This is a genomic window from Thermomonospora catenispora (assembly GCF_006363815.1).
GTDB lineage: Bacteria > Actinomycetota > Actinomycetes > Streptosporangiales > Streptosporangiaceae > Thermomonospora > Thermomonospora catenispora.
Genome location: NZ_RRYT01000004.1, coordinates 93,507 through 109,316, shown reverse-complemented (window position 1 = coordinate 109,316; position 15,810 = coordinate 93,507). Strand labels below are relative to the sequence as shown.

The 15,810-nt window shown below is 74.3% G+C and carries 14 protein-coding genes; 9 read left to right on the top strand and 5 right to left on the bottom strand.

Translation table 11 applies throughout. The features are described from left to right. Positions 1-19 precede the first annotated feature (19 nt). Together EIO00_RS05065 and EIO00_RS05060 are read right to left on the bottom strand one after the other, a co-directional pair. Entirely contained in the window at positions 20-1,936 is a 1,917-nt protein-coding gene (locus EIO00_RS05065) for an FtsX-like permease family protein (protein WP_140175752.1), read from the bottom strand. Then, a complete protein-coding gene (locus EIO00_RS05060; protein WP_175596134.1) occupies positions 1,930-2,661 on the bottom strand; it encodes an ABC transporter ATP-binding protein in 732 nt (243 codons plus the stop codon). Before EIO00_RS05060 ends, EIO00_RS05065 begins: the two co-directional genes overlap by 7 nt. 214 nt (positions 2,662-2,875) lie before the next feature. Between EIO00_RS05060 and EIO00_RS05055 the strand changes: the two genes are divergently transcribed. From EIO00_RS05055 to EIO00_RS05025, 8 genes are all read left to right on the top strand, one after another. Continuing rightward, the gene (locus EIO00_RS05055) at positions 2,876-3,988 is read left to right on the top strand and encodes a sensor histidine kinase (protein ID WP_241661119.1); all 1,113 of its coding nucleotides are present in this window, start codon (positions 2,876-2,878) and stop codon (positions 3,986-3,988) included. Beyond that, positions 3,985-4,185, top strand: coding sequence for a sensor histidine kinase (locus EIO00_RS25030; RefSeq protein ID WP_241661118.1), 201 nt, complete (start codon positions 3,985-3,987; stop codon positions 4,183-4,185). Before EIO00_RS05055 ends, EIO00_RS25030 begins: the two co-directional genes overlap by 4 nt. After that, positions 4,167-4,829 carry a response regulator gene (locus EIO00_RS05050; RefSeq protein ID WP_140175750.1) on the top strand — a complete coding sequence of 221 codons (663 nt, stop codon included), beginning with the start codon at positions 4,167-4,169 and terminating at the stop codon, positions 4,827-4,829. Before EIO00_RS25030 ends, EIO00_RS05050 begins: the two co-directional genes overlap by 19 nt. A gap of 53 nt (positions 4,830-4,882) precedes the next feature. Further along, a complete protein-coding gene (locus EIO00_RS05045; RefSeq protein ID WP_140175749.1) occupies positions 4,883-5,830 on the top strand; it encodes an MBL fold metallo-hydrolase in 948 nt (315 codons plus the stop codon). A 182-nt stretch (positions 5,831-6,012) separates the two neighbouring features. Further along, positions 6,013-6,282 carry a hypothetical protein gene (locus EIO00_RS05040; RefSeq protein WP_140175748.1) on the top strand — a complete coding sequence of 90 codons (270 nt, stop codon included), beginning with the start codon at positions 6,013-6,015 and terminating at the stop codon, positions 6,280-6,282. 411 nt (positions 6,283-6,693) lie between these two features. Then, positions 6,694-8,652: a PhoX family protein gene (locus EIO00_RS05035; protein ID WP_140175747.1), complete on the top strand. Its 1,959-nt coding sequence runs from the start codon at positions 6,694-6,696 to the stop codon at positions 8,650-8,652. A 505-nt stretch (positions 8,653-9,157) separates the two neighbouring features. After that, a complete protein-coding gene (locus tag EIO00_RS05030) occupies positions 9,158-10,498 on the top strand; it encodes a hemolysin family protein (RefSeq protein WP_140175746.1) in 1,341 nt (446 codons plus the stop codon). Beyond that, a complete protein-coding gene (locus EIO00_RS05025) occupies positions 10,498-11,511 on the top strand; it encodes a hemolysin family protein (RefSeq protein WP_140175745.1) in 1,014 nt (337 codons plus the stop codon). Before EIO00_RS05030 ends, EIO00_RS05025 begins: the two co-directional genes overlap by 1 nt. Before the next feature lie 168 nt (positions 11,512-11,679). Here the strand turns inward: EIO00_RS05025 and EIO00_RS05020 are convergent, their stop codons facing one another. Continuing rightward, entirely contained in the window at positions 11,680-12,354 is a 675-nt protein-coding gene (locus EIO00_RS05020) for a TetR/AcrR family transcriptional regulator (protein ID WP_140175744.1), read from the bottom strand. Between the two features lie 52 nt (positions 12,355-12,406). Between EIO00_RS05020 and EIO00_RS05015 the strand changes: the two genes are divergently transcribed. Beyond that, on the top strand, positions 12,407-14,032 hold the full coding sequence (locus tag EIO00_RS05015; RefSeq protein WP_140175743.1) for a serine hydrolase domain-containing protein: 1,626 nt from the start codon (positions 12,407-12,409) through the stop codon (positions 14,030-14,032). Between the two features lie 133 nt (positions 14,033-14,165). Here EIO00_RS05015 and EIO00_RS05010 read toward each other — a convergent pair whose 3' ends face one another. Further along, positions 14,166-14,597: an STAS domain-containing protein gene (locus EIO00_RS05010; protein WP_161602651.1), complete on the bottom strand. Its 432-nt coding sequence runs from the start codon at positions 14,595-14,597 to the stop codon at positions 14,166-14,168. Positions 14,598-15,085: 488 nt separating this feature from the next. Next, positions 15,086-15,748: a hypothetical protein gene (locus tag EIO00_RS05005; protein ID WP_140175741.1), complete on the bottom strand. Its 663-nt coding sequence runs from the start codon at positions 15,746-15,748 to the stop codon at positions 15,086-15,088. Between the last annotated feature and the right edge of the window lie 62 nt (positions 15,749-15,810).

Here is a 15,810-nt window from a genome sequence, read left to right as displayed (position 1 = left end):
CGCGGGAGCGCCGCAGGGCTCACTCGCGGGCGCTGGCCAGCGCGACCGGCGCCGGCCGGGTCGCCCACCAGGCGGTCAGCACGGTCGTCGCCCCGCCGACCAGGAACGCTCCGAGAGCCAGCAGGAGCAGCAGGGTCCAGGGGACGGCGATGACCTGCAGGCCGCTGAGGGCGGCGGCGGCCACCAGCCCGCCGAGCAGCAGCCCGATGGCGACGACCGCGCACGACTCCACCAGGGCCGCCCGGATCACCTGGCCGCGGCTCAGGCCGGTCAGCCGGGCCACGGCGAACTCGACGCGGCGTTCGGCGCCGGCCATCACCAGGGCGTTGACCACGGCGATCGCGGCGTACAGGCCGGACATCCCCAGCAGCACCAGCATGATGTCCCGGTTGCCGCGGGTCTGGGCGGCCACCCGGGCGTCGGCCCATTCGGAGACGGTGCGCACCGTGCCCAGGCCCGCGGCGCGGATGCGGTCGGCCACCTCCCGCACGGACGCGCCCGGGGCCACCTGGACGATCGTCTCGGCCGGGGAACGGGCGGCCAGCTCGTCGGGGATCAGCTCGCGCGGCACCAGGAAGGTGTCGGCGCCGTTCTCCAGCACCGCCGGCATCACCGCGACGATCCGCAGCCGCACCCGCCGGTCGCCGATGCGGGCGACCACCGGGGGCTTGCGGCGGATCGGCTCATCGGACAGTCCGGGGCCGATGGCGATCGTGGCGCCGCGCAGCCGGTCCAGGGAGCCGGAGGCCGGGCGCAGCCGCTGGGTCCGCCGGTAGGCGTCGGGGTCGATCGCGACGATCCCCGAATAGTAGGTGTGCCGCCAGGTCCGGCCCTCCTCGCGGTGCTCGGCGCGTATGGAGATCTCCACCGACAGCCTGGTGGAGGCGACCGCCACGCCGGGGATCTCCGACAGCCGGGCGGCCTGGGCGCCCGTGGACTCCACCACCAGGTCACCGGCCGTCAGCCGCCGGACCTCCACGCCGGTGGCCTCGGCCAGCGAGTCCAGCGTGCCGGAGAAGCCGGCGGTCAGGGCGACCAGCACGATCAGCGGCGCCGCCATGGAGGCGCTGCGCCGGGTCCCCTCCCGCAGGTTCGCCTCGGCCAGCTCGCCCAGCACGCCGACCCTGCGCAGCGCCAGCCCCAGCACCCAGCCGGCGGGCGGCACCAGCAGCGGGCTGAGCATGCTGAACGCCACCGCCCCCAGCATCGAGACCGCCATGGCGATCAGCAGGGCGCCCAGGAAGTCCGCCGACTGCCCCGCCACCACCAACGGCACCGCCAGGGCCAGGAACGAGATCCCCACCAGCCAGCGTCCCGCCGTCATCACCCGCGCGGCGGGCCCGATGTCGCGCACCGCGTCCAGCGGACGCAGCCGGGCCGCTCGCAGCGAGGCGGCCAGCACCCCGCAGACCGACACGCCGAGCCCGACCGCCGCCGACACCGGCAGCACCTTGACCGACCAGCCGACGGTGAAGCTCTCGGGCAGGAAGTCCAGCCGCACCAGCAGCCAGGCCTGCGCCCACATCGCCGGCAGCCCCAGCAGCACGCCCAGCACCGTGCCGGCCAGCCCCAGCAGCAGCGCCTCCGTCAGCAGCAGGCGGATCAGCTGCAGGCGGCTGCCGCCGACCAGCCGCAGCAGCGCCAGGTCCCGGCGCCGCTGCGCCACGGTGAAGGCGAACGTGGAGCCGACGATGAAGACGGCCAGGAACGCCGCCAGCAGCACCGTCATCCCCAGCAGCGTCGCCGCCCCGACGTACCCTTCGCTGATCTGCTCGGCCTCCCGTCCGGACGCCCCGGGCGGGATCTGCGGCTCCCCGGTGGCGACCAGCGTCAGCAGGGACGACTGGACGAGCGCCACCCCCAGCGTCACCGCCGCGAGCGCCCCGGCGAACAGCCACCGGCGGTCCCGCAGCGTCCCCCACGACAGGCTCAGCACGGCTCGCCCTCCAGCAGGGCGAGCCGGTCGGCCACCTGGCGGGCCGACGGGCGGATCAGCCGGTCGACGATCCGGCCGTCCCGCAGGAACACCACCGCGTCGGCGCGGGCCGCCGCCAGCGGGTCGTGGGTGACCATGACGATGGTCTGGCCGGTCTCGTCCACCATGGCGCGCAGCAGGTCGAGCACCGTGCGGGCCGAGGCGGAGTCCAGCGCCCCGGTCGGCTCGTCGGCGAACAGCACCGCCGGGCGGGTGACCATGGCGCGGGCGATCGCCACCCGCTGCTGCTGGCCGCCGGACAGCTCCCGGGGGCGGTGCCGCAGCCGGTCCTCCAGGCCCACCCGGGCGAGCACGGCCCGCACCTCCCGCTTGGGCACCCGGACGCCGGCCAGCTTGAGCGGCAGCGCCACGTTCTGCTCGGCGGTCAGCGAGCCGATCAGGTTGAAGTTCTGGAAGACGAAGCCGACGGTGCGGCGGCGCAGCGCGGTCAGCGCGCCGTCCGCGGCGTGGGTGATGTCCCGTCCGGCCAAGTGGACCCGTCCCGCCGTCACCCTGTCCAGCCCCGCCGCGCAGTGCAGCAGCGTGGACTTGCCCGAGCCGGACGGCCCCATGACGGCGGTCCACGAGCCCTGCGGGCACTCCAGGGACACCTCGTTCAGCGCCCGCACCCGGGCGCCGCCCGTCCCGTACTCCTTGATCACCCCGTACAGCGCCACCGCGCCCATCACGACCTCCCCCCGGTGATGCGTGCCCCCGCGCCGCGGGCGGAGCCGGGCCGAGGCCGCCCGGCGCCGGCGGCGGGCGCGGTCGAAGCGGTGCCGTTGGTCATGTCTGGAATTGCACCGGCGGGGAGGGGCGGCGCACATCATGCCGGTCCACCGATTCCGAGGTATGGCCAGCCCTACCGCGCGGACGGGCGGGCCGGACTACCGTGCCGGTGTGGCGGGCGAGGAGCCGAGGACGGCATGGGAGGCGGTCGGGTGGCGGCTGCTGCTCGGCCCGTGGCCGTGGCGTTCGGCGGCCTTCCTGGCGAGCGGCGTGCCGGTGGCCCTGCTGGCGGCGGTGCCGCTGGCGGTGCTGGCCTCCCCGTGGGCGCTGGCCGTGGGCCGGCCGCTCACCGTGGCGGGGCCGCTGGTCGTCTGCGGGGGCGCGGCGCTGGCGGCGTTCGGGCCGCTGGTGGCGATGCCGCTGGCCGAGCTGGAGCGGCGGCGGCTGCACCTGGTCGACGTCCGTCCCGTGCGGTCGGCGCACGCCGCTCCGCCGGCACCGGGGCTCGCGGCGTGGCTGCGCACCCGCTACGCCGAGGCGGCCACCTGGCGGGAGTTCGGATACGCCTGCCTGCTGGCCGTCTCGGTGCCGCCGGTGTACGGCGCGGTCGGGCTGGCGCTGCTGCTGGTGGTCTCGTTGCTGGCCGGGCCGCTGCTGGTGCTGGGGGTCGGGGGTCCGGTCGCCGTCGGCGTCGCCACGGTCGACACGGTGCGGGAGGCGCTGCCGTACGCGCTGGCGGGGCTGGCGGCGGTGCCCCTCATGGGGTATCTGCTGGTGCTGCTGGCCGCGGCGCACGGCGCGCTGGCGCGGCGGCTGCTGGAGGGGCGGCCCGACCAGCGGCTGCGGGCCGAGCTGATGGAGGTGTCCCGGTCGCGGGCCCGGCTGGTGGACGCCTTCGAGGCCGAGCGCCGCCGGATCGAACGCGACCTGCACGACGGCGCCCAGCAGCGGCTGCTGGGGCTGACCCTGCAGCTCGGCATGGCGCTGCTGGACCTGCCGCCGGACTCGCCGGCCGCCGAGCGGGTGCAGGACGCCCACCGGCAGGCCCAGGAGCTGATGCGGGAGCTGCGGGAGCTGATCCGCGGCATCCATCCCCGGGTGCTGACCGACCGGGGGCTGGCGGCGGCGCTGGAGGAGCTGGCCGACCGGGCCGCGCTGCCGGTGACCGTGCACGCCGAGCTGCCCGGCAGGCCGCCCCCGCCGGTGGAGAGCACCGCCTACTTCGTGGTGTCGGAGGCGCTCACCAACGCCGCCCGGCACGGGGCGCGGAGCAGGCCTTCGTGACCGTCTCCTGGCGGGACGGTCTGCTGACCGTCGAGGTCGCCGACGACGGCGCCGGCGGGGCCGACCCGGACGCCGGGACCGGCCTGATCGGACTGGCGGACCGGGTGGCGGCGGTCGGCGGCAGAATGCTGTTGTCGAGCCCGGTGGGCGGGCCGACCGTGGTGCGTGTGGAGCTGCCATGCGACCTGAGCGGGTAGTGCTCGCCGAGGACGGCGTGCTGCTGCGCGAGGGGCTCGCCGGTCTGCTGGAGCGGTTCGGTTTCGAGGTGGTCGCCGCCGTGGGCGACGCCCCGGCCCTGCTCGACGCCGTCGCCGAGCACTCGCCCGACCTGGTGATCACCGACATCCGGATGCCGCCGGGGCACACCGACGAGGGTCTGCGGGCCGCCGTCGAGCTCCGCCGCGCCGACCCGTCCCTGGCCGTCGTGGCGCTCAGCCAGTACGTGGAGCTGAGCTACGCGGCCGATCTGCTGGATTCGGGGGACGGCCGGCGGGTGGGCTACCTGCTCAAGGACCGGGTCACCGACGTGGCCGAGTTCGCCGCCGCGCTGCGGCGCATCCTGGCGGGCGGCACGGTGGTGGACCCGGAGGTGATCCGCCGGCTGCTGCGCCGCCGCCGCGACCCGCTGCAGGCCCTGACCCCCCGGGAACTGGAGGTGCTGGCCCTGATCGCAGAAGGGCATTCCAACGGCGCCATCGCCCGCCGCCTGGTCGTCTCCGAGGCGACCGTGGGCAAGCACATCGGCTCCATCTTCACCAAGCTCGACCTGCCGCCGGCCGAGGACACCCACCGCCGGGTCCTGGCCGTGTTGGCCTACCTGCGCAGCCGCCCCTCCCGGTGACCGCCGGCGACCGCCGGTGACCTCGGCGGAGGCCCGGAAGTAGGCTCGACGACATGACGACATCGGCACCGGGTCCAGGCGCCGCGCAGGAGCCGGTCCTGCACGAGCTGGGCGAGGGGATCTTCGGCTGGGTGCAGCCGGACGGCACATGGTGGGTCAACAACGCCGGGGCGGTGTCGGTCCCGGAGGGGACCCTGATCGTCGACACCTGCGCCACCGAGGCCCGCACCCGCCGGTTCCTGGAGGCGGTGCGGGCGGCCACCGGGGACGTCCCGCTGCGGTACGCGGTCAACACGCACCTGCACGGCGACCACACCCACGGCAACTCGCTGCTGCCCGCCTCCACCGTGCTGATCGGGCATGAGGAGACCCGCAAGGGCATCCTGGAGGACTTCATCATCGACGGGTGCCCGCCGCTGTGGGAGCCGCTGCCGGACTGGGGCGCGGTCACCCGCCGCCCGCCGGAGGTGACGCTGACCTCCGAGCTGGCGGTGACCCTGGGCGGGCGCCGGATCGAGCTGCGCCACCCCGGCTACACCGCGCACACCCCCGGGGACGTGGCGGTGTGGCTGCCGGAGGAACGGGTGCTGTTCACCGGGGACCTGCTGTTCAACGGGCTGACCCCGCTGCTGGGGATGGGCTCGGTCACCGGGGCGCTGCGGGCGCTGGACTGGATCGACTCCTTCGAGCCCGCCCAGGTCGTCCCCGGGCACGGGCCGATCTGCGACGCCGCCGCGCTGCCGGAGGTGCTGGACGCCCACGAGCGCTACTACCGGTTCGTGCTGGCGGTGGCCACCGAGGGCATGGAGGCGGGCCTGTCGCCGCTGGAGGCCGCCCGGCGCGCCGACCTGGGGGAGTTCGCGTCCTGGGCGGACGCCGAACGCCTGGTGTTCAACGTCCACCGCGCCTACGCCGACACCACCGGTGAGCCGTTCGACCTGGCGCAGGCCGCCCTGGACGCGGTGACCTTCAACGGCGGCCCCATGTCCACGTCGGTCTGAGGATCCCGCCGGGAGGCGTTCTGCGGCATCCGGCCGAAGACCCGGGCGCCGGCGGCCTGCGACCCTGCTCCGGGCGGCGCGGGCCGTGGCGCGGATGCGGCGGCTCCGGCCGGGTGATCGCCGCCGCCGCGGGGCCTGGCGAAGCGGCCGCCCGGGCCGGGCCGCCGAGGACAATTCCGATCATGGAGACTTCCCGGCTCACTCTGTGCGCCGTCACGCTGACCGCGACGCTCGCCCTCACCGCCTGCGGCGGGAGCGGCGGCTCATCCCCCGGCCTGAGGCTCATGAGTCCCCTCCAGCACTGCATGGCCGAGAACGGTGTCCAGGTCCCTGAGAACGTCCGGCCGGCCGACCTGGAGAACAGCGACGACCCGAAGATCGTCAGGGCTCTGCGCAGGTGCCGGGACCTGCTCCCCCGGGACACGGCCGAGCCCACGGCGTTCCCCTCCTGATCGCGCCCCGACCGCGCGGTCCCACGGCCCGCGCCCGCCGAGCGGCCCGCCTCCACCGGCGGGCGCGGGCCGTGTCCCGCCCGTTGCGCCGTGCCCCGCTGCGTTCCGCCGTGGCCCGCTGCGTTCCGCCGTGCCGGGCGGCGTCAGGACGCGAGAACGGCGAGCCGCCCCTCCCCCAGGAGAGCCCTCATCCGCTCGGCGGGCGCCCCTTTTCCGAAGACCCACGAGGACCCTTTCCGGGACCGGTGCGGGGCGGCGGGCCCGGAAAGCGGACGAGGAGGCGCGGGAAAGGGGGCGATTGTTCACCTCGAGTCCGCCGGCCGGTCATGGCCGCGCTCTACGTTGCCGGTGACTGCGCAACCTGCCGGTTTCTCCCCCCTTTTCACCGGTAAATCAAGCGACGAGGTGCTCATGACCGCCGAAGACGTCCGTCCGACCACAGACCCTGACGACGTCAGTTCCAACCCGTCGGGCAATGCGACGCTGCGCGAGGTCGCCCAGGCCCGGCTGTCGCGGCGATCGGTGATCCGCGGCGGCACCGTGGTCGCCGCCGCGGGCTTCATCGGCGCGGCCGCCGGCACCGGCACCGCCGCGGCCGCCGCCGCCGAGCCCGGCGAAGGGAAGAACAAAGGGAACAAGCCCGGCAAGCCCAAGGGGCTGCTGGGCTTCCGGCCCGTCCCGCCGAGCACCGACGACGAGATCAAGGTGCCCCCCGGTTACACCGCCCAGGTGCTGATCCCCTGGGGCACCCCGCTGAGCTCCCGCGGCCCCGCGTGGCGCAAGGACGCCTCCGACAGCGCCGCCGACCAGGCCCGGCAGATCGGCATGCACCACGACGGGATGGCCTTCTTCCCGCTGGGCGCCGGGCCGCTGGGCAGCCGCCGGGGACTGCTCGTGCTCAACCACGAGTACGTCGACCAGGCGCTGCTGTTCCCCGACGGGGACGCCGAGATGACCAAGGCCAAGGTCGACAAGGCCCTGGCCGCGCACGGCGTCAGCGTGGTGGAGATCGTCCAGGACAAGGGCCGCTGGAGGCAGGTCGACTCCCGCTACAACCGCCGCATCACCGGCTCCACCCCGGTGACCTTCTCCGGGCCGGTCGGGCCGAGGCACCCGGCGCTCAAGGCCCGGAACGCCCCCATGGGCACCCTCAACAACTGCTCCAACGGGCAGACCCCCTGGGGCACCTACCTGGCCTGCGAGGAGAACTGGAACAGCTACTTCGGCACCACCGACCCCTCCTGGAAGCCGACCCCCCGGCAGGCCCGCTACGGCGTCTCGGCCGACGGCTCCTACCGCTGGCACGAGGCCGACCCGCGCTTCGACGTGGCGGTCAACCCCAACGAGCTCAACCGGTTCGGCTGGGTGGTGGAGATCGACCCGTTCGACCCGAGGTCCACCCCCGTCAAGCGCACCGCGCTGGGCCGCATCAAGCACGAGGGCGCCACCGTCACCGAGTCGCGCGGGCGGGTCGTCGTCTACACCGGGGACGACCAGGACGGCGAGTACGTCTACAAGTTCGTCGGCAGCGCCCCCTGGCGGCTGCTGCGCGCCCTGCGCAAGAGCCCGCTGGACCACGGGACGCTGTACGTGGCCAAGTTCAACGACGACGGCACCGGGCGGTGGCTGCCGCTCAAGCACGGCACCGGCCCGCTGACCAAGGCGGGCGGGTGGGCCGACCAGGCGGACGTGCTGCTGCGCACCCGGGAGGCCGCCGACGCCGTGGGCGCCACCAAGCTGGACCGTCCCGAGTGGGTGGCCGTCCACCCCCGCACCAAGGACGTCTACCTCACCTTGACCAACGGGTCCGGCTGGGAGGGCGGGGTCAACCCCCGCAAGCCCAACCCCTACGGCCACATCGTGCGCTGGCGGGAGCGGGGCGGCGACAACACCGCGCTGACCTTCGAGTGGGACATCTTCCTGCTGGCCGGCGACCCCGCCTACGACCCGCAGGTCGAGCTGGATCCCGAGGACGCGTTCGGCTCGCCGGACGGTCTGGGTTTCGACCGCGACGGCCGGCTGTGGATCCAGACCGACGTGTCCAACTCCACCCAGAACCGCCCCGACCGGGGGCACGACAACATCGGCAACAACCAGATGCTGGCCGCCGACCCGGCGACCGGGGAGGTCCGCCGCTTCCTGGTGGGTCCCCGCGGGTGCGAGGTGACCGGCTTCGCCATGACCCCGGATCGACGGACGATGTTCGTCAACATCCAGCACCCCGGCGAGGCCACCGCGTTCTGGGGCGCCGAACCCACTCCCGAGAACCCCAACGCGGTCAGCTCCTGGCCCGATCACGATCCGGCCGGCCGTCCCCGTTCGGCCACCGTCGTCATCCGCAAGGAGGACGGCGGCGTGATCGGCACCTGACCCTTCCCCCTCCGCCCACCGCGGCCGGTCCCGCACCGGGATCGGCCGCGCTCTCGTTCCGGGGGCCCTCGGTGATCTCCGGAGGCCCGGCGGCGGTCCCCGGCGGGGCCGTCCGCGGCTCACGCGACGCCCGCCCACGGCTCGCGCGGGGCTCACTCGCCGCCGATCGTCCGGCCCGGCACCGTCGGACCCGGACGCCTCGAGGCCCCCGAGGGACGCCTCCCCGATCGTCCGTCACGGCGCCCGGCCGACCGGGCGGTTCCTCCCGCTCCACGTCCTTGGCCGGAAGATAACCGCCGTCGATTCCCATGATCGGTTTCTCGGCCGGCGCCCGTGACAAGACCACGGGCATAGGGCGCCGTTTTCGTTCTCACACTGATCAGGGTCTAGGGAACGCGCAGGTCGGGTGGTACGTTGCGGGTATTACAGGCGTAATCGAAAGGAGCTGAGCGTCCGCGATGTCGGACCCTTCCAGTCATAGACCCAACACCCTTGCGGGTGGGTCGTGCTGAGCATCGCGCTGGGCGTCGTCGCCCTGTTCGTGCTGACCGCGGCGACGGGATACTTCGTCGCGCAGGAATTCGCCTACGTCGCGGCCGACCGGGCCGCACTGACCGCCGCCGCCGAGCAGGGCGATGTCAAGGCCCGCCGGGCGCTGCAGGTCATGGGCCGACTGTCGTTCATGCTGTCGGGCGCGCAACTGGGGATCACCGTCACCGGGCTGATCGTGGGTCTGCTGTCCAAGCCCGCGCTGGCCGAGCTGCTGGAACCCCCGCTGACCTGGGCGGGCGTCCCGCAGGGCGCGGTCGGGGCGGTCGCCCTGTCGGCCGGGTTCGCGCTCGCCACCGTCGTGCAGATGGTCATGGGCGAGCTGATCCCCAAGAACTGGGCGCTGGCCCGCGCCGAGGGCATCGCCCGGGCGCTGGCCTCCTCCACGCTGATGTACCTGGCGGTGGCCGGACCGGCGATCAAGCTGTTCGATGCGGCGGCCAACCGGCTGCTGCGGGCGGTCGGCATCGAACCCGCCGAGGAGCTGCACCACGGGGCCACGCTGGAGGAGCTGAGCGACATCATCGGCGAGTCCTACAAGTCCGGGCACCTGCCGGCGGACCTGTCGGCGGTGCTGGAACGGGCGCTGACGTTCGGCGAGCGGACCGCCGACGAGGCGATGGTGCCGCGGCCGAACGTGGTGGCCGTCGCCGCCGACGCCACGGTGGCCGAGCTGACCGAGCGGATCCGCACCTCCGGGCACACCAACTACCCGGTGTACGGCGCCGATGTGGACGACATCGTGGGCGTGGTCGGCGTGGGCGAACTGGCCGACGACGCCCTCACGCCGGACACGCCGGTGCGGCGCATCGCCCGTCCCCCGCTGCTGGTCCCCGGGTCACAGCCGCTGTACGGGGTGATCGAGCGGATGCGGGACACCGGCGAGGAGTTCGCCTGCGTGGTGGACGAGTACGGCGGGCTCGCCGGGATCCTCACGTTCGAGGACATCGCCGAGGAGCTGGTCGGCGAGATCACCGACGAGAACGACCGGCTGGTGGACCCCACGCCGGTCCCCGCCCAGGACGGCGCCTGGACGGTGGACGCGGCGCTGCGGATCGACGAGGTCGCCGGCCTGACCCGGCTGGAGCTGCCGGAGGACGAGGCCTACGACACCCTGGGCGGGCTGGTCATCGCCCGGCTGGGCCGGCTGCCGCGGCGCGGCGACCGGGTGATCGTGAAGCTGGACGAGGACCGGGAGCAGGCCGGCGAGGTCGAGCTGGAGGTCCTCAGCGTGGCCCGGCGGGTGCCGCACAAGGTCCGCATCCGGCTGCTGGCGGCCGCGGGGGGTGAGGGCTGATGGATCCGTTGACCGCCCTCGCCCTGACGGTGCTGCTGCTGATCGGGAACGGCTTCTTCGTGGCCTCGGAGTTCGCGCTGGTGGCCGCCAAGCGTCCGCGGCTGGAGCGGGCCGCCCGGGCCGGCAGCCGCCCGGCCGCCTCGGCGGTGGCCGGCATCAAGGAGCTGTCGCTGATGCTGGCCGGGGCCCAGCTCGGCATCACCATGTGCACGCTGGGCTTGGGCGTGGTGACCGAGCCGGCGTTCGAGAAGGTGCTGTCCGGGCCGCTGCACGGACTGGGGCTGCCGGAGGGCGCCTCGCACGTGGTGGCGCTCACGGTGGCGCTGACGGTGGTGACGTTCCTGCACATGGTGGTGGGCGAGATGGCCCCCAAGTCGTGGGCGATCTCGCACCCGGAGCGTTCGGCGCTGATCTTGGCGATGCCGTTCCGCGCCTTCGCCCGGCTGTCGCGCCCGGTGCTCGCGCTGATGAACGGGATGAGCAACGGGTTCCTGCGGCTGATCCGGGTGCCGCCCCGCAACGAGCCGGACAACCACACCGACCCGCAGCGGCTGGGCCACCTGCTGGGCGAATCCCGCCGGCTGGGCCTGATCGACCGGCGCGACCACGACCTGCTGGGGCGGGTCATCGCCGTCCGGGAGGCCCCGATCGCCGACCTGACGGTGCCCGTCGCCCGGGTCACCACCGTTCCGGCGACCGCGGACCCGATGGAGATCCGCCGCACCGCCCGCACGAGCGGGCACACCCGGCTGCTGGTCCGCGCCGACGACGGCCGGGTGCTGGGCGTCACCCACGTCCGGGACGCGATCACCGCCGAGAACGGCCGCCGGGCCGCCGACATGGCCTATCCCATCCCGTCGCTGCCGGAGACCGCCTCGGTGCTGGACGCGGCCACCCGGCTGCGCCGGGAACGCGCCCAGCTGGGCGTGGTCACCGGGCCGGACGGGGAGATCCGGGGGATCGTGACCCTCGACGACCTTCTCGGCCAGCTGCTGGCGGCCAACCCGCACTGACACCGATCGCATCGGGCGCCGGGCCGGCGGGACCTGATCGAGGTTCCGCGGCCCGGCGCCCGTTGCTTGGGTGCGCCGCCGCGGCGGGTGTTCCGACAGGTCGTTTCGGCGGGTCGTCGAGGGGCTGGCCTCGTCGGCCTGTCTTTTCGATCAGTTCAATCTGTGCCTTCAATCGGCGTCGTCGCCGGCGTCGGGAGGCGGGCGTTCCCCCGGGGCCCGGTCGTGCAGCCGGCAGTGGCCGGTGAAGATCGTCGCGAGATGGTCGGCCAGCGCCGCCAGGGCGGCCGAAGGGGGCACGTGCTCGGGGTCGGCGAACATGTGGTGGGTCAGGCCCTCGGCGTAGGCGGCCAGGCGGACGGCCGCGGCGCGGGCGTCCAGGCCGGGGGGCACCTCGCCGCACTCCTTGCCGTTGTCGATGGCCTCGGCGAGACGACCGCGGAGGTCCTCCAGGCGCTGCGCCCGGGCGGCGGCCAGCCGGGGCTCGTCCACCGCACGGCCGGCGAAGGCCAGCGCCACCCGCCATTCCTCGCGGCGCCGGGGGTCCAGGGGCATCGTCTCGGCGATGCCGTCCAGGACGACGTGCTCGATCCGGGTGCCGGCCTGCTCCCGGCGTTCGATCAGGTCCGCCAGCCGGGCGTCGATGTCCGCCATGACCTGCCGGTAGGTGAACAGCAGCATGTCGTCCTTGGTGCGGAAGTAGTGCTGCACCAGGCCGACGGAGATCCCCGCCTCGGCGGCGGTGCGGGCGACGGTGACCGCCTCCAGGCCGCCCACGGCGATCAGCCGGCGGACCGCGTCGGCGACCTGCCGACGGCGCTGATCGTGATCGGCTACCCGGGGCATGGTGGGTCATGATAGGAAAACCGTACGACCATACGGTTATTGAGGCGGGGCGATGCGACGACTCCGAGCTCTGGTGCTGGCGGTGGTCATGGCGTGCGCGATGCCGGGGACGGCGGCCGCGGCCGACGCTCCTGCGGCGTTCGCCCGGGCCGACGCCCACGTCCAGGAGTCGCTGCGCCGGACCGGAACGCCCGGCGCGGCGTACGCGGTGATCAGCGGCGGCCGGGTGGTGCACCGGCGGACCTGGGGACGCGACGGCACCGGCGCACCGATCACCACGCGGACGCCGTTCCTGATCGGCTCGCTGAGCAAGTCGTTCACCGCGCTGGCCGTCATGCAGCTGGTGGAGGCCGGGAGGATCGGGCTGGACCAGCCGATCCGCGCCCATCTGCCGTGGCTGCGGCTGCGCGGCCCGGGTGCCGAGAGGGTCACCGTGCGGCACCTGCTCACCCACACCAGCGGGCTGTCGACCAGGGACGGCTACATCCGCTCCGACCGGTTCGACAACGCGCCCGGCGGGGTGCGGCGGCGAGCCCGCGAGCTGGCCCGGGTCCGGCTGGAGTCCCCGCCGGGGACGCGGCACGCCTACAGCGACGCCAACTACATGCTGCTGGGGGCGCTGGTCGAGCAGGTGACCGGGCGGCCCTTCGGGGAGCGGCTGCGCGCCTCGATCCTCGAGCCGCTGGGCATGCGCGATGCGATCGCCGATGCGGAGCGGGCGGAGCGGATACCGCCCGGGCACCGGTCCTACTTCGGCGAGTGGCGCGCCTTCGACCCGCCGTACGACGCCTCCGGACTCCCCTACGGGTACCTCGCCGCCAGCCTGGACGATCTGGCCGCATACGCGATCGCCCAGCTCGGCGGGGGGCGGAACGTGCTGTCGGAGGCCGGTGTCCGGCAGCTGCACACCGGGACCGCCGACGTCCACGGCTCCCATCGGTACGGGTTCGGCTGGCGGGACGACGTGGTGGACGGGCTCGGGGTCCGCATGGTCTGGCACAGCGGGTCGGCCGCGGCCGGATACCACGCCATCATGATCCTCGTCCCGGACCGGGACCTCGCCGTGGTCGTGCTGCAGAACGCCTTCTCCATCGCCGAGGACGCGCTGTTCAACGCGGCGGGGTTCGGCGCGGTCCGGATCCTGCTGGGCGATTCCCCTCGGCCGGTGGAGGCCGATCCGCTGATCGGCCGGCTGCTGGTCGCCCTGGCCGTCCTCGCGGCCCTGCTGACGGCGGCCCTGATCCGGTCCCTGGTGCGGGTCTTCCGGCCCGCCCGTCCCGGGCGCTCCCGGATCCGGGCGGTGGGCGGCGGGGCCGCGTCGGTGGCCGTCTGCCTGCTGCTCGCCCACACCGCCCATGCCGTCGTTCCCCGGTGGTTCGACGGCGATCTGCGGATGGTCCTGTTGTTCGTCCCGGACGGCGGCCATCTGCTGGTGGCGATCATCGTCTTGTCCCTGGCCCTGGCCGCCGCCCAAGCGGCCGGCACCGTCCGGGCGGCGATCGGGGCGGGCCGGCGCCCCCGGAGCGCAGAGGGCGGCCCGCCGGGGCGGGGAGGAGGTCGGGAGGCGGATGGGGCGGCCTCCCCGCGGGCGGGCCGGGGGACGGCCGGTCCGGGTCGCCCGAGGCCTGACCTCCCGCCGAGGGCGGAACGCCGGCCCTTCCGGGCGGGCTCCCGCTGAAGGGCGCAGCCGCGGGGGCGCCGCGGCTGGAGGGCGCCGGAAGGGCACCGGCGGAGAGCGGCCGAGGGGAGGGCGCGGAAAGCCGCGACCCGCCGGAGCGGTCCGGCGGGTCGCGGCGAGGAGGGGTGCGGTCTCAGGCCTCGGTGGCTTTCGGGGTCGCCTCCTGGGGAGCGGCGACCGGCAGCGTCTCGGGTTCTTCAGGGGTGCGCATCGGCAGCAGCCGGCCGGGCCGGGTGCTGATGGGCACGTGGGTCCCGGCCAGCTCCAGCGAGGCGCAGGTGTGCAGGTGGCGGTCCAGGCCGGCGTCGGCCAGCATCTCCCGCAGTTCGGCGGTGGGCTGCACCAGGATGAGCTTGCCGCCCGCCTGGATCGTCGCGTTCCGCAGCGACACCAGCAGGCCCAGGCCGAACCGGTCGCTCATCCGGACCCGGGACATGTCCAGCAGCAGCCGCGGAGCCTGTACCGAACGCAGCGCGGTGGCCAACGGCGCGCGCACCGCTTCGATGGTGCGCGCGCTCATCTCCCCGACGAGCTGGACCAGCAGATCGCTGCCGGTCCGGTGCACGCGGGCCCGCAGGGCGGGCCGGCGTACGGGATCACACGTGCGTGCGGATCGTGGCTGACGCTGGCGCTGGTTTCTCATGAGCCCTCAAGACCCTTCCCAGGGGATGCGAGCCGAATGGACTGAAAATCCGACGAGGCCATGGGGTACCGCACCTCGCCGAGAGCATTATCGATTGCCCGGCCGCCAGAATTGGGATTGCCAAAATGCGGCGACAATCGATTACCGGGAAAATACCCGCACCTCGGAGAAGGACACTCGGCGGTGGGTCAAGTTCGATCCAAGCGGCGTTGATGAGTGATGTTCACGCTGGTCACCGCACACACCACGCGAGATGCACCTTTTGCCCGATATGTCACAAGCGCCATGGACAGCACGATTTCCTGAACATAAAGAAACGGGGCGCCGGCCTTCTTCCGGAGCCCCGCTCGCGAATTATCCCATTACCCGGGAAGAGGCGGCCCGCCGTCGACGGGCGGCAGCCGGCCGTGTCACGCCGCCGGCCGCGCCTCACCGCCCACGGTCCCCTTTCCCGAACGGGCCTTCACGCCGCCGATCTTTCCCTTTCCGGAGCGGGCCTTCTTACCGCCGCCCACGGTCCCCTTTCCCGAACGGGCCTTCGTGCCGCCGGTCTGTCCCGTTCCCGGACGGGCCTGGCCGCCGCCGTGCCCGGCCCTCGGTCGGGGCGTGCCGCTCGCCTTCTCCGGCCGCGCCCGGCCACTGCTCTTCCCGGCCTGCGATCCGGCGGACTGGGCCGGACGCGCTCCCCCGGCCTGACGACCGAGGTCGGACAGCATCGCGCCGAGCCCCATGATGGTGTCCTGCACTCCCCGCACGGGGTCGGTCAGCGGCGTCCGCACCACCTCGTGCCAGTCGCGATCGCCCCGCCGGGCCCGCTGCGCGCCGAGCGCGCTGCGCGGCGCCTCCGTCAGCGGCCGCAGATCCACCTGGAGCGCGTCCGGCCCGTCGATGCGGCCCTTGCAGATCAGGCCGACGAGCCCGTCGAAGGAGCGGGCGAAGCCGCAGACCTCGAGCGGGGCACGGGACGGCGCGCCGGCGTCGGCGTGCGCGAGCGCGCCGCCGACCACCGTGAACGCCGGCACCAGGGCGGCGCACACGACGGCGCGGGCGGTGTGTCTGGTCCAGTTCGCCATGGATGCCTCTCGATGATGGTCGGTGGTAGGGGTCGGCATGCGGCTCGGCACACTATTGGCCG

Bases quoted from the DNA above. Each gene is read 5' to 3' on its own strand.
- EIO00_RS05060 (WP_175596134.1), bottom strand. From the start codon at position 2,661: ATGGGCGCGGTGGCGCTGTACGGGGTGATCAAGGAGTACGGGACGGGC.
- EIO00_RS05050 (WP_140175750.1), top strand. From the start codon at position 4,167: ATGCGACCTGAGCGGGTAGTGCTCGCCGAGGACGGCGTGCTGCTGCGC.
- EIO00_RS05045 (WP_140175749.1), top strand. From the start codon at position 4,883: ATGACGACATCGGCACCGGGTCCAGGCGCCGCGCAGGAGCCGGTCCTG.
- EIO00_RS05040 (WP_140175748.1), top strand. From the start codon at position 6,013: ATGGAGACTTCCCGGCTCACTCTGTGCGCCGTCACGCTGACCGCGACG.
- EIO00_RS05035 (WP_140175747.1), top strand. From the start codon at position 6,694: ATGACCGCCGAAGACGTCCGTCCGACCACAGACCCTGACGACGTCAGT.
- EIO00_RS05025 (WP_140175745.1), top strand. From the start codon at position 10,498: ATGGATCCGTTGACCGCCCTCGCCCTGACGGTGCTGCTGCTGATCGGG.
- EIO00_RS05020 (WP_140175744.1), bottom strand. From the start codon at position 12,354: ATGCCCCGGGTAGCCGATCACGATCAGCGCCGTCGGCAGGTCGCCGAC.
- EIO00_RS05015 (WP_140175743.1), top strand. From the start codon at position 12,407: ATGCGACGACTCCGAGCTCTGGTGCTGGCGGTGGTCATGGCGTGCGCG.
- EIO00_RS05005 (WP_140175741.1), bottom strand. From the start codon at position 15,748: ATGGCGAACTGGACCAGACACACCGCCCGCGCCGTCGTGTGCGCCGCC.